General features: G+C 41.3%; 7 protein-coding genes. 2 read left to right on the forward strand and 5 right to left on the reverse strand.

Annotation, left to right across the window (positions count from 1 at the left end; genetic code table 11):
• Positions 1 to 4: 4 nt before the first annotated feature.
• From EGM47_RS12660 to EGM47_RS12670, 3 genes are all read right to left on the reverse strand, one after another.
• Positions 5 to 3283 carry a VCBS repeat-containing protein gene (locus EGM47_RS12660; RefSeq protein ID WP_240642452.1) on the reverse strand — a complete coding sequence of 1093 codons (3279 nt, stop codon included), beginning with the start codon at positions 3281 to 3283 and terminating at the stop codon, positions 5 to 7.
• 116 nt (positions 3284 to 3399) lie between these two features.
• The gene (locus tag EGM47_RS12665; RefSeq protein ID WP_124981185.1) at positions 3400 to 4926 is read right to left on the reverse strand and encodes a RagB/SusD family nutrient uptake outer membrane protein; all 1527 of its coding nucleotides are present in this window, start codon (positions 4924 to 4926) and stop codon (positions 3400 to 3402) included.
• 16 nt (positions 4927 to 4942) lie between these two features.
• Positions 4943 to 7987, reverse strand: a complete 3045-nt coding sequence (locus EGM47_RS12670; RefSeq protein ID WP_124981186.1) for a SusC/RagA family TonB-linked outer membrane protein — start codon at positions 7985 to 7987, stop codon at positions 4943 to 4945.
• A 206-nt stretch (positions 7988 to 8193) separates the two neighbouring features.
• Here EGM47_RS12670 and EGM47_RS12675 point away from each other — a divergent pair, with 206 nt between their 5' ends.
• Both EGM47_RS12675 and bglX read left to right on the forward strand, forming a co-directional pair.
• Entirely contained in the window at positions 8194 to 9063 is an 870-nt protein-coding gene (locus EGM47_RS12675) for an AraC family transcriptional regulator (RefSeq protein WP_124981187.1), read from the forward strand.
• Between the two features lie 215 nt (positions 9064 to 9278).
• Positions 9279 to 11591 (forward strand): beta-glucosidase BglX, encoded by a 2313-nt coding sequence (gene bglX / locus EGM47_RS12680; protein WP_394341797.1) that lies wholly within the window; start codon positions 9279 to 9281, stop codon positions 11589 to 11591.
• Between the two features lie 339 nt (positions 11592 to 11930).
• Here bglX and EGM47_RS12685 read toward each other — a convergent pair whose 3' ends face one another.
• Together EGM47_RS12685 and EGM47_RS12690 are read right to left on the reverse strand one after the other, a co-directional pair.
• Positions 11931 to 13343 carry an MFS transporter gene (locus tag EGM47_RS12685; RefSeq protein WP_124981188.1) on the reverse strand — a complete coding sequence of 471 codons (1413 nt, stop codon included), beginning with the start codon at positions 13341 to 13343 and terminating at the stop codon, positions 11931 to 11933.
• A gap of 9 nt (positions 13344 to 13352) precedes the next feature.
• Positions 13353 to 14369, reverse strand: coding sequence for a LacI family DNA-binding transcriptional regulator (locus tag EGM47_RS12690; RefSeq protein WP_124981189.1), 1017 nt, complete (start codon positions 14367 to 14369; stop codon positions 13353 to 13355).
• Between the last annotated feature and the right edge of the window lie 9 nt (positions 14370 to 14378).

Here is a 14378-nt window from a genome sequence, read left to right on the forward strand (position 1 = left end):
AAACTTAAGAACGAATTTTTACAAATTGCAAGTAGTCGTCATTTTTAACGGCAACAATATACTCACCATTCTTGGTGGACATGCGCTTGAGCCTTTTTACATCTCCAGGAATATAAACTCCGCTTTCTGATGCAGGCACCGGCTGGAAGCTTCCCTTTCCATCACCTAACATCAATAATCCATAACCTGCATCATTCCGTGGAGTCTCGACTTCGGAAACATAAAGATTACCAGCAATAAGAACATCCAGATGTCCATCCTGATTGAAGTCCTCGGTTTGAATTCCCGTAATATTGGACAATTGAGCCAGGCGCGGTAATTGGTGAATAATCATTTTCCCTTCTTTATTTTCCAAATAAATACTGGCAAAGGACTTTACTTGATAGTGCAACGAATTCTCCAGCGCTTCTTCTGAATATACATCAGACAAGGTAGCTTCAGAAAAGGTTTCATAATTCTCAAACTTCTTTTTAATACCAGGAATTTGCTGGGAAGAACACTCCCTTCCTCTTACGGGAAATTGTTTGCCCTCACTGTGATAACTCAAGACGATATCCGTGCGCTGATTGCCATCAAAATCGTTGGCATATATATCAAAAGTGGCATCTGCACTCGCTTTGTATTTATAGTTGAGACCGTTATTGCCCAATATATAATCCGTATCTCCATCTCCGTCAAAATCTCCTCCATTTATACTCCACCACCATCCAGTAGTATCTTCGTTAAGCCCCCAATCCTGAGAAACATCTTTTAATGTACCTTTCTGGTTATTGAAGATCTTGATAGGCATCCACTCACCTACAACAATCAGGTCTTCCCAGCCATCTTGATCCACGTCAGTTACCAGTGCATCAGTAGCCATACCCAATTCATTGAATGCGGGCGCTACCTGATCGGTTACTATATTTAAGCGAACCTGTCCTGGCTGACTCAAATTCTTGAGTATTACCGACTGGGCTGGTGCAGGATAATTCCAAGGGACATGACGACCCAAAACTACCAAGTCCATCTTTCCGTTCTTGTCATAATCATAAGGAACAACTTTTCCACCGCTGATTTGCATTGTCGGTAAGTCGGTATACTTAGCAAAATTATTGTTACCATCATTGAGATAAAGTCGGTCTTGGTAATACTTACTGGTCTTGATAAATTCATTACCTCCACTGACCACATAAAGATCTTGGTCACCATCTGCATCAATGTCAATGAATATGGCATCCACGTCCTCACTAAGTCGATCATCCTTATTGGTTGTGATAGTTATTTCATTCCATTCTCCTGATTTTTCTGAGATAAAAAGTCGACCATTTTTATTGTAGGCTCCTCCCAGATAAAAATCGTCCACACCATCCTGATTCAAATCGGCTATGGCCATAGCTGGTCCAAATTGCGACATTTTGTGCGGTAAGAGGATTTGTTCCTGATAATCGTCATATTGGTTCTCCTCAGCTTTGATACGAGGCATTTCTGCCAGGCTGGATGCAAATAATTGACTGGATTTATTTAAGTCTTTTTGGTTATCTATTTTTTTACTGGCTAGAGCATAATCCAACACCAGCATTTCTCCAGCTTTAATATCTTCCAATTGTTGGTAGCTTCCATCAGGCCAGAAGACCTCCAGATTTTCTACCCTATTTTCTTCACCAAGGCCAAAGTGAAGTTTAGGGGCGACAGAGGACTGAAATCCTCGTGTTGTGGTCAATTCCTGTAATTGGGTCTGGTTTTGGTTTTTAAGGATGACCCTGGCACCTATCCCAAAAGGATTACTTTCAGAGCCTTTAAAGGAAATTGTCAGGGATTTGTTGGCGGGCGTATCGTTTCTGAAAATGCTGATGGGATCATCGACGTTGCAGGTAATGATCTCAAGATCACCATCATTGTCCAGATCTGCATAGGCACTTCCAGTAGAAAAGCCTTTGTATTTTAAATTCCATTGATCGTTAACTTGTTTAAAATCAAGATCACCCTGGTTTTTAAAGACAAAATTATCAATACGTTCAGAAGGTATTTTTTTGACGGCCTCTACTTTGGTAGTTTTATCCCAATCCCAATTGCTATGGTCTCTAAAATAATCCTTGTTGTTCACCTCACGTCGTGTGCCGTTTGTAACAAAAAGATCCTTGAGACCATCGTTGTCTAAATCGGCTAAAAGAGGTCCCCAGCTCCAATCTGTAGAAGAAGTTCCAGTAAGTCTAGACACATTACTGAACTGAGGGACACCATTTATTTCATAGCCAGAATTGATTTGAAAACTGTTGTGCATATGCTGGCGCTGAAAGTCAAATAGGGCCAGCTCCCTAAAGATGCGCGGATTCATACTAGCCATATTGGCCTTTTGACGACGGTTATTATTAGAATCCATATCTACCTGAAAGATGTCCAATTGTCCGTCGTTATTTACATCGGCTATATCAACACCCATTCCGTAATAAGAAGTGTGTTTGAATGCTTCCGTGGCTTTGTTTGTAAAAGTACCATCGCCATTGTTGTAGTAATAGGCATCTGGCGTAGCATAATCGTTGGAGACGTAGAGATCGGTCCACCCGTCGTTGTTGATATCGGCGGCACTAACTCCTAAGGTAAAACTATAGTCATTGACCCCAGCTTCTCTGGTAACGTCAATGAAGGAATTGCCATCATTTCTATAGAGTCGGTTGGAGTTTTCAATTTCATCTTGCTTGATACGCGTATAGAACTGCAACATGGTTGCATTGGTATGGGACAATGGATAAACAGCCTGATATAAATCGAGGTCGCCATCATTGTCATAATCAAAAAATACCGCTTGGGTGCAAGTGGAATTGTTGTCTAGCCCGTATTGAGCGGCTTGCTCGGTAAAAGTAGTATCCCCATTATTAATGAATAACTGGTTACGTCGATTTTCCTGTATTCCTCCAACGGAACAATAAATATCTAGCAACCCATCGGCATTGATATCTACCATGGTTGCCCCCACGTACCAACGGTCATCTCCTTCAATTCCTGATTCAGCTGAGATGTTTTCAAAAACCATTTTGCCTTTATTCAAATACAAGCCATTCTTGACCTGGTTACCAGTAAAGAACAGATCATCCCAACCATCATTATTAATATCACCAACAGCTACACCACCACCCATATAGATAGAAGGATAATCAAAGTAATTGATAGCATCAGTCTCTGTCAGAATGTTAGAAAAGTCAACGCCCGAACTTTCTGGCTCAACTTCTGTGAAAGAGGTTGAAGGGCTTGTTGTGCTAATAGCATCATCATGTTGCGTTTTTTCTTGGCAACTAAAGATCACGAAAAGGGATAAGCAGAAAAAAATTAAGGTTTTATGACGCATAAAAAATAAAATAATTAAAGTAAAAAAAGCGTGCTTAAAAATAAGCACGCTTTTTCCAAACTATCTAACTAAAACTAATAACCAGGATTTTGGTCTTCTTGATTGATCTGGTCATTCTTTTCTATTTCTTCACGCGGAATTGGCATCAAGTTATGACGTGGTTCTTTACCTCTAGCAACGAGTTCTGGAGATTCAATACCCCATCTTACGAGATCCCAGTAGCGTTGACCTTCTTGTGATAACTCAAGGAACTTATCATCTACCATAGTGTCAAACAAGGCCTGACCAGATACCGTTGCCGCGATAGGAGTTGCTCCTGCGCGTGTTCTAATCTTGTTCAATTCAGTACGTGCATTTCCATCTTGTCCAAGCTCGATATAAGCCTCAGCCGCTAAGAAAAGTACTTCGGCATATCTCATCAAATGAAAATTGTTACCATAGTTCAGTTGAGTCGTAGCAGCGGGATTGGAGTTGTCGGCACGTGGTGCATACTTCACCCTGATGGCTCCTTCATAATCATAAGGAGAACCTACAGAGCCCCCAGCAGCCTGAAGTTCAGCAGTTGTAAGAATCGAAGCAGATTTACGCGCATTATCACCACCAGCCTCGAAAGCATCAATCAATTTCCGCGATGGCAGATTAAAGCCCCAACCTTCTATAATTCCAGTGTTCCCTAGATTGAATTCACCTTCTCTAGGACCCATCAACTGGATGTACAAATTACTTTCCTGACCTCCGGCCCAGTCAGCCTCACGACCTCCCCAAGCGTAACCAATAGACGATACAGCACCAACTTCCACTAATGATTCCTGACCATATTCTCTAGTACCGTTCCAAACATCTGCCACATTAGGCTCCAAGTCATGAGCTGGATTATTGATCACGTCCTGCAAGAATGGAAGAGCTTCAGCATGACGACCTTGATACACCAAAACTTTACCCATCAATGCTTGAGCCGCTCCTTTAGAAAACCTAAATGCTTGTTCCAGATTGGACTTGTCTGCCATATTTGGAATAGCGTCCATCAAATCCTGCTCAATTTGAGCATATACTTCAGCTTGAGAGCTTTTTGCAATTGAAAAACCTTCAATAGTAGTCGTAAATTCACTTTTTAGAGGAATGTCACCGTACATTTTAGTCAATTCGAAGAGATTCCAGGCTTTTATAAATTTAGCCTCGGCAATCACCTCTTCTTTATTGGCAAAGTCGGTCTTTTCCATTTCGTTAATGACAAAATTGGCAAAGTTTACCGATTTGTACATCGCTCGCCACATACCTGTAGTATACAAGTTGTTGGGGTCAATATTAAAGTTATGTAAGTCAAAATATTGGGATTGATCGGCAGCGTCACCGCCACCTTTGTTCATATCGTCTCCAAATATTTGACGGGTCAAAAATGCACCTTGACCTAAATCCCAAAGTCCGATATAAGTCTCTTGCATCGTATCATATAATCCTACCAATGCTTTATCGGCATTTTCTTCTGACGCAAAGAACTCTTCAATAGGCTGAACCCCTATGCGCTGTTGTTCCGTAAATTCATCTTCACAGGCGGTGATAAAAATCGCCACACAGAAAATAAAAAATATTACTTTTTTCATATCCATAGTATTTAAGTTAGAATCTTGCTTGTAATCCAAAAATTATTTTTCCAGTAATCGGGTTAGTCCCTCGATCTACACCAATGGCATTCCCACCAGAATTCACTTCTGGATCAATTCCACGGTATTTGGTAAATGTGAAATAATCATCCATAGAAGCGTATATACGCAGATTGTTGAGTGACAATTTTGATATTAAGTCGTTAGGAAGTGAATAACCTAACTGCAATTGCTTAATTCTCATGTAAGAACCGTCCTGAACCACCAAATCCGATTGGTATGCTTGGGCTACGTTGGCAGCTCCCGGCAAGGTTGCATCAGTGTCTCCAGGTCCAGTCCAGCGATTATTAAAGAAGTCTACCGGCTTATTGGTTATTGGTCTGTCAGGTCTGTAAAAGGTTTCGAATATATCATTACCTTCTGTCCCTTGCAAGAGCAAATTAAAATCAAAACCTTTATATCCTAAAGCAATATTAGCGCCGTAAGAAAAGTCAGGAAGCGGCTTACCGATTCTTGTTTTGTCTGCAGAAGAAATCATACCATCTCCATTCATATCCACAAAGTTCACGGTTCCATCATCAGGGTTAATTCCGTCTGTACGGAATCCATAAAAGTACCAAACAGGCTGACCCTCTTCAAATCTGGTAACCCCATCTTGATTCAGTGGAGCACCTGCACCAACTAATGACGTACCTTCAGGTACAAAGGCGATATCCGTCACCTCATTATCTATGGTAGAGAAGTTTACATTAAAGTCATAGCGGAATCCAGAATCAGTGGTATCACCATAACCCAATTCCAATTCAAAACCTTTGTTACGGATGGTACCTCCATTAAATGAAGCAAAGGGGAATCCAGCACTAGGCGGTGTGATCAAGGAACCATTTCCAATGATAATATCCTTGGTATCCTTGATAAAATAATCGGCAGTAATTCTCAATTTATTGTTCAATAATCTCAAATCCAAACCAATATCTAATTGTTCTGTAGTTTCCCATCTCAAATTTGTATTAGGAAAGTTGGAGATGGATATACCAGGAAGACCGTCATAGGAAATTCCAAATCCAGAATTGGTATTTGTTACGATACCAATGATATCAGAGTTTCCACCGATACCACCTTTAAACCCATTTTGTCCAAATGAAGCTCTAAGTTTGGCGAAATTAATAGGGTTGTCATCACCCCAAAAGTTTTCTTTACTCATTACCCAACCCAAGGCTCCAGAATAAAAGTTGGCAGCTCTATTATCTGGTGGGAAAATATCAGCCCTATCTCTTCTAAAGGTACCTTCAAACAAGTACTTTTCATCATAGTTATAGGAAACACGACCGAATATGGAGGTCTGGCTATTTTGTCCTCGACCACCAGTCGTAGTTCGGGTTTCATCAGCACGGTCTCCTGTAAAGAAGGAGAAGAACGGCTCAGTATAATCACTAGGAGCAACAGCTGCAGATAGGTTTACACCTTCACCAACAGTGCGCTCGGCACTATAACCTACTAATATCTGACCACTGTGTTTTCCGTAGGTTTTTGAATAACTAGCAAAGTTCTCCCAGAAATAACGGTTGTTCCCAAACCATATTTCGCTTAAAGCAAAGGCGTCACTATTGGACTCTGGACTTACGAAATAAGGCTGCAATAGTTGTTTTACATTTCCTGATTGACGATCGTAACTGTATCGGGTAGTAAAATCAAGACCATCCAATAATTTAAATTTACCATAAGCGGTAAGCAATAAGTTATCATCACGCTGCTCGCGATTACTTAATGGATCGGCATAAGCCACCGGATTCAATATCTCACCAGTTGAATAGGTAGGGTAACCATACACATCTCCATTGTCGTTACGCAATAGATATAAGTCCCCGTCAATCATACCATTATCCAACACCTCCTGTGGAACGGCGCCTTCATCATAAAGTACTGGAGTTAATGGGTCAATGGCTATCGCATTTTGAACAACTCCTCTAAAAGAGTCATTTTCTGCGATTGTATTGTTAAAACTGTTAACATAAGTAGTGTTAATCCCTACTTCCAACCAGTCAGTAGCTTGTGCAGAAATATTTAATCGCACATTGTTACGTTCATAACCAGAGTTTTCACCTCCTACGAGACCTTCTTGATCCAATCGACCTCCAGATAAATAATAGTTGATTTTATCAGTTGCACCAGAAACGCTTAAATCATGTCTTTGATAGAAGGCATCCTGGAAAGTCGCATCCAACCAATCTGTATCAATACCATTATCTACTACTTGTGTCTCTCCTGCTTCCTGCATATACTGTACAAACTGATCGGCGTTCAGTAATTCGGCATCACCTCTATAGGTTTCGTACCCTATCTGCGTATTATAGGAAACCCTAGGCTTTCCTTGCTTTCCTTTTTTGGTCGTCACTACGATTACCCCATTGGCACCATCAGCACCGTAAATGGCAGTAGAGGCAGCATCTTTAAGTACTTCAATACTTTCAATATCAGAAGGTGGCAAATAACCAATTCCATCACGCACTTTGGCTCCATCTACAATATAGATAGGTTCTGAATTCCCGTTGGTACCAATACCACGAATTCGTACTGAAGCACCAGATCCAGGAGATCCTGACCCAGAGACTACAGTCACACCAGCAGTACGACCCTGTAATACGGTTTGTACGTTTTGGTTAGTAGCAGACTCAAACTCTTTGTTATTTACACTGGAAATTGCACCAGTGACCACACTTTTCTTTTTGGCACCGTATCCAACCACAACAATTCTGTCTAATTCATCAACGGATACTGTCATAACCATATCCAACGTCTCTTGGCCAGAATACACAACATCCTTAGTTGCATAGCCCACCGAACTAAATACGATGACGTCACCCGTACTTACATTGGACAATTCATATTTTCCATCCAGGTCAGTGGTAGTACCGTTTGTCGATCCTTGAACACTTACGGTAACCCCTAATAAAGGTCCGTCAGAATCTCTTACGGTTCCTGATATAGTTTGCGCCAGGGATGTAACTCCAATGACCATAGTCAGGATAAAAATCAATTTCTTTACGTGTTGTTTAATCATAATAGTAGTTAAAGGTTAGTCTAATCTCAATTATTAATAGTTTTGACTGGTAATTCAGTAGTTTTAAGTGTTGAAATTACCATATTGATAATTACAACGTTTTAGTATTACAAATCTAATTTGACCAATCAGGCAATGGTAATCCTATTTTATCATTTATTACTCTATTTTTAATAAATCATTAACTTTTTTCATAAAATTGCAGCATGCTAAACATACATAGAGAAATAACACAGCTTACTCCCGAGGACAGTTTCATCGTCTATGATCGTATAAAAGACGACTTTGACTTTCCTATACACTTTCATCCTGAAATCGAACTTAACTTTATAAAAGATGGTGCGGGAGTGCGCCGTACAGTAGGTGATCATATGGGCGTCATTGATGATTTGGAATTGGTACTGGTAGGCTCCAACTTACCGCACGTCTGGGAACTACATCAATGCAAATGCAAGGAGATTCACGAAATAACTGTACATATTGATAAGGATTTATTGGATCAAAAAATGTTGTCCCGGAAGATCTTTAAACCCATCAAAGATATGTTAAGTCGTGCCAGCCATGGGATATTGTTCTCCAAACGCATCACCAAGGAAATCATGCCTCGCCTGACCCAACTCTCTAAAACTTCAGGGATTGACTATTACCTGGAATTTGTATCTATTATGTATGACCTTTCCAATTCCAGGAACCAGAAGATGCTTTCTACCTCTCCTTCGCAGGTCAAAGATTTTGAAAACAGCTCCAACATCAAGAAGGTTTATGATTACGTTCAAAAAAACTATCACCAAAAAATCACCCTCAACGAGATTTCGGAGCTGGTAAATATGAGTCCAGTATCATTCAATCGATTCATCAAGAAACGTACGGGTAGGACCTTTGTCGCTTTTGTCAATAATATAAGGATCAGCCACGCCACCAGATTGCTATTGGAAACAGACCTCAGTATTGGAGAAATCAGTTACAAGTGTGGTTTTAATAATGTAGCCAACTTCAATAGAGTTTTTAAAAAGGAAAAGAATTGTACCCCAAGCGAATTCAAAGACGAATTTATTGGCATCAAGCGAGTTCTTTAATAATTCTACACTATATCGATTGAATTCTGCATAAATAATACTACATAATGTATTTTTATGCATAATCATCAATATCTTAGATTCCTATTTTTGTACACGGATAATTTTTTCCGAGGTCCAATGTATCAGGTAAGTCTTTCTTAGGAATTCCTTATTTGATCCAATGTTTTGCTTTCGCGAAAGCGTGACCGCCAACATCATTGCGCACTAGCACCATGAAAAAAACACCTATTAGTTTATTGCCTGTACTGGTATTGACCATTCTTTGGTCTTGTGCAGGAAATCGATCCAATTCCATGAACACAACCGCCACCGCAACCAATACCGACCCCATCGACAAAAAAGTTGACTCACTGCTTGCACTGATGACTTTAGAGGAAAAGGTAGGCCAAATGAATCAATACAATGGTTTTTTTGATGCTACTGGTCCAACTCCTCAAGAAGGAAATAGTAAAACTAAATACGAACACATCCAAAAAGGCTGGGTGGGTTCTATGTTAAATGTAAGAGGTGTTGATGAAGTTAGGGCGGTTCAGAAAATAGCGGTAGAGCAAAGTCGTTTGGGTATACCCTTGATCTTTGGTTCAGATATCATTCATGGCTATAAAACTCTAGCGCCCATTCCTTTGGCAGAAAGTGCCAGCTGGGACCTGGAAGCCATTGAAAAATCAGCTCGTAATGCGGCTATCGAGGCCAGCGCTACAGGACTGAATTGGACGTTTGCCCCTAACGTCGATATCTCAAGAGATGCGAGATGGGGACGTGTCATGGAGGGAGCTGGTGAAGATCCATACTACGGTAGCCTAGTGGCTGCTGCTAGAGTCAGAGGTTTTCAAGGAGATGACCTTAGCGCCCACAATACAATCCTGGCTTGTGCAAAACATTTTGCTGGATATGGGTTTTCTGAAGCTGGAAGAGATTACAATACGGTTGACATCAACAGATCCACCTTGCATAATGTCGTACTACCACCTTTTAAAGCTGCGGTAGATGCCAATGTAAAAACCTTAATGAATTCCTTTAATGAATTGGATGGCATTCCCGCCACGGCCAACTCCTATCTACAAAGAGAGCTATTAAAAGAAAAATGGGGATTTGACGGCTTTGTAGTCTCAGATTGGGGTTCGATTGGAGAAATAGCTATCTGGGGTGCCGCCGAAAATTTGAGGGAAGCCGCTAAAAAGGCTGCTATCGCCGGGTCTGATATGGATATGGAATCTTATGCTTATGTGGAGCATCTCGTAGCCTTGGTAAAAGATGGAGAAGTGCCTGAATCAGTCATCGATGAAGCCGCGGGAAGAATACTGAAAGCCAAGTTTGAACTAGGCCTTTTTGACGACCCTTACAAATATTGTGATGAAACAAGAGAAATCACACTGATTGGAAGCGAACAGCAAAACCAAGACGCCTTAGACATCGCTAAAAAATCCATCGTACTTCTCAAAAATCAAAACAACTTACTTCCACTTAAAAAATCTGGACAGGACGTATTGGTGATCGGTGACCTTGCTGATGATAAAAACAGCCCGTTAGGAAGCTGGCGCATTGGATCTGATAATGAGACCGCAGTGTCCATATTGGAAGGTATGAAACAGTATGATGCCAATATTTCTTACCAACAAGGTGTGCGCTTGACTGATGCCAACGCAGAGTTTACCCTGGAGGTTCAAGTCAATGAAACTGATCCTAGCGGAATTGACGCTGCCGTTCAGGCCGCCAAAGGAAAGGATGTCGTTGTCATGGTACTGGGCGAACACGGATTTCAAAGTGGAGAAGGAAGAAGTAGAACCGACCTGGACCTTCCGGGACTTCAACAGGAATTATTGGAAGCGGTTTATGCCGTCAATAAGAATATTGTCCTGGTATTGAACAATGGTAGACCGCTTGCTATCAGCTGGGCGGATGAGAATATTCCTGCGATCGTAGAAGCCTGGCACCTGGGAACACAAGCGGGAAATGCGGTAGCCGCCGTACTTTATGGCGATCATAATCCAGGTGGAAAACTTACCCTTTCCTTTCCTCGTAATATTGGACAAGTTCCTATCTATTACAATTATAAAATGACGGGACGTCCGACCAATTTACCCGGAGCGCCGGATGACCTGGTATTTTGGTCTCATTACAGTGATGTGGAAAATACCCCCTTGTATCCCTTTGGCTACGGACTGAGTTATACCACATTTGACTATGATCAGTTGAGCTTAAGCAACCAAGAAATTGGAATGAACGATAAAATCGAGATACAGGTGAGATTGACCAACACTGGCGAGGTTGCAGGGACGGAAGTCGCTCAATTATACATCAGGGATAAAGTGGCCAGCATAACGAGACCTGTTCGCGAGCTCAAAGGGTTCAAGAAGGTAAGTTTAGCGCCTGGTGAATCAACGATCATTACCTTTGAGTTAGATCAATCTACCTTGGGCTATTATAATAATGACGGAGAATATATGGTCGAGCCAGGAACTTTTGAGATTTTTGTAGGTGGTGATTCTTATGCAGACCTCACCAGCTCCTTCCGTTTGAAATAATACATATATCATCCCAAAAGTAAAAAACCTCTTTAAGCCTCAAGCGCTAAGAGGTTTTTTACTTTGGGAATGATTCAATCTTAGTTGATCGGATGGCATCAAGATTCCACCGCTGAGACAAATCCGATGATTATTTGCAGATCAACAGCTTATTAAAATGATCTCCCTCTTATGAGATTGAATGATAGGATTTAGCTGATTCATAAACAAATGAATTGATTCCATCATACACCATCGACAAGTCCATAAGCCTCCGGAAAGGTAGTCGAGCAAAGTACCTCAACTCAACGTATTAAAACTGATGGTTCGTGCATAGGACTCAACTAAAAGTACTGGCGTTTACTTAGTAGAAGAAATTTTGGCCTGCCGTAATCTTTCCAGTTCGTTCTCGATGTCTTTCATACGTTTAGCTGTGAGTGGATACATGGCCAATAACACTACACCTATCAGCACAAAAACTGCTGGTACGATACTCATATTCAATTTGATTCCTTCCAACATTTGCGCTGTTTTGGTAGCGATGTTACCGTCGTACTCAAAAATTCCCAATACGAACAAAGTAATGGCTCCGGCAGCTCCACTACCAAATTTCATTGCCAATGTTCCCGCACTAAATATCATCCCAGTAGGTCTGGAACCTGTTCTGAGCTCTGTGTCATCGGCTGCATCACCCAGCATAGCAAAAAACAAGACAGGCATTATTCCTGCTCCAAACTCAGATAGCATTCCCAAAATAAAAACAGCTACTACATCTTGTGGCTCTAAGAAAAAAATCAGAGCTGCACAGGCAGAAGAACTAATAATACATATGTGAAAAAGGCTAACCTTTCCCAGCCAACGCGTGAGAATTGGCGCAAAAAAAGTAGAAATCATCGCCACCACCAATAAAGAAATCAGATAAAGCCCCAACAAGCCCTTATCCCCACCCCAAGAGGTCAATGCTCCAAAGGTTCCCTGGGAATCATCTATATAATGTTCAAAATAAAAAGCCGCAGCTCCTCCTTTGATGATGTTGTAGGTTACAAATACAAAGCCAATAAATAATAGAATTAACCAGGCCTTGTTGGTGATGATCGATTTTACATCCTCTACCAGCGGAGCAGGTTTCCTTTCCAAAGGCTTAACCCTTTCTCTAGTGGTAGCAAAAGTGATGATGGAAAACACTGCCAGAATAGCAGCCAGTATGTACATGGTATACTGATAGCCCAATATCTCATTACCACCTCCCAATTTGTCTACCAAAGCAATAACTCCAATCGTGGCAATAATCCCTCCAAAATAGGCCCCAAAAAATCGGTAAGAACTCAACACGGTACGCTCCTCAACATCTGCGGTCATCACCCCCATCAAAGCCGAATAGGGAACATTGTTTGCGGTATAAGTCAGCGTATAAAGGATGGAAGTGGCATACGCCCAAATGATTTTACCATTCATGCTCAAATCAGGTGTCGTAAACTGAAGAACCAAGGCGATCCCAAAAGGTAAGGCAGTCCACAGCAACCAAGGCCTGAATTTACCCCATTTGGTCCTGGTACGATCGGCAATACGCCCCATGACAAGATCGGTAAACCCATCGCCTATCCGGATCACAAAAAAAAGTATTCCTGTCACTGCTGCCTCCAGGCCAAATACGTCGGTGTAAAAGATGGGTAGAAATGGTCCAATGGTACGCCAGGCAATATTGGCAGCTGTATCTCCTAGGGCATAGCCTAGTTTCTCCTTGATGGACAGTTTTTGGGTGGCAGTTTTCATGGTTTGGTTTTATTGAGGTAAGGTTGTACCGCGCAAGTCGATGGAAAAATCAACGGTTGCCGTGGTGGTATCTCTTTTATCCTTGTCTTCTAAGCGTTCTACCAACATCCTCACCGATTGCTGGCCAATCTGCTCAGCATGCTGAGTGACGGTAGATAATTGAGGATAGGACATATGTGAAATATCATCTGAGGAAAAGCCTAGAATGGACAAATCCTGAGGAACTTTTTTACCCATTCGCTGAGCGACATTTGTCGCAATGATTCCAGATATATTATCAATACATAATAGACCATCTACATCCTTGTGCTGGGCAAAAAGACCTTCCAACTGATCGTTGAGCAGCGCATCATTGTCATCCATGTTGACCACATGCACTTCCCCTTTATAATCTGGTGAATTTTCAATAGCTTTTTTATACCCCAATACCCGGAGTTTTCCAACACTTAGATTGCCCAATCGATTGAGCAACATGATTTTTTTTCGTCCTTCTTTGATCAGTACCTCAGCACCTTTGAAGGCAGCGTTGAAGTCATCGATGATCACTTTATCGCATTCTACTTCATTAGAGACCCGATCAAACATCACGATGGGCACCTCCTGCCCAATGGTGTCTTTTAAATGATTTACTTCGCCTTTGACCTGTGTCTCCTCGGCAATCGACATGATAAACCCATCCACACTACCATTGGCCAACAAATTAAGGCTGTCATTCTCCTTGTCGTAAGACTCATTGGATAAACAAGTAATGATATTATATCCCAATCTGTTGGATTCCTGCTCAATACCGTAAAGGATACGGGCAAAGAAACCGTTGAGAATATCCGGTATGATCACGCCTATTGTTTTTGTCTTCCGGTTTTTAAGACTTAATGCTAGGGTGTTGGGCCGGTAATTTAATTCTTTGGCGATTTCCTTAACACGGGCAATGGTCTCTTTACTAATTTCTGGGCTGTCTTTTAAAGCCTTTGAAACAGTAGATACTGAAACGCCAAGCGTAGCTGCTAAATCCTTAAGGGTGATCATGTGGTAAAA

It is taken from the genome of Nonlabens xiamenensis (genome assembly GCF_003865345.1).
Taxonomy (GTDB): Bacteria; Bacteroidota; Bacteroidia; order Flavobacteriales; family Flavobacteriaceae; genus Nonlabens; species Nonlabens xiamenensis.

What these genes read in the sequence shown, in the direction of transcription:
- EGM47_RS12685 (WP_124981188.1), bottom strand. Translation starts at nt 13,343, where the DNA reads ATGAAAACTGCCACCCAAAAACTGTCCATCAAGGAGAAACTAGGCTAT.
- EGM47_RS12675 (WP_124981187.1), top strand. Translation starts at nt 8,194, where the DNA reads ATGCTAAACATACATAGAGAAATAACACAGCTTACTCCCGAGGACAGT.
- EGM47_RS12690 (WP_124981189.1), bottom strand. Translation starts at nt 14,369, where the DNA reads ATGATCACCCTTAAGGATTTAGCAGCTACGCTTGGCGTTTCAGTATCT.
- EGM47_RS12665 (WP_124981185.1), bottom strand. Translation starts at nt 4,926, where the DNA reads ATGAAAAAAGTAATATTTTTTATTTTCTGTGTGGCGATTTTTATCACC.
- bglX (WP_394341797.1), top strand. Translation starts at nt 9,279, where the DNA reads ATGAAAAAAACACCTATTAGTTTATTGCCTGTACTGGTATTGACCATT.
- EGM47_RS12670 (WP_124981186.1), bottom strand. Translation starts at nt 7,987, where the DNA reads ATGATTAAACAACACGTAAAGAAATTGATTTTTATCCTGACTATGGTC.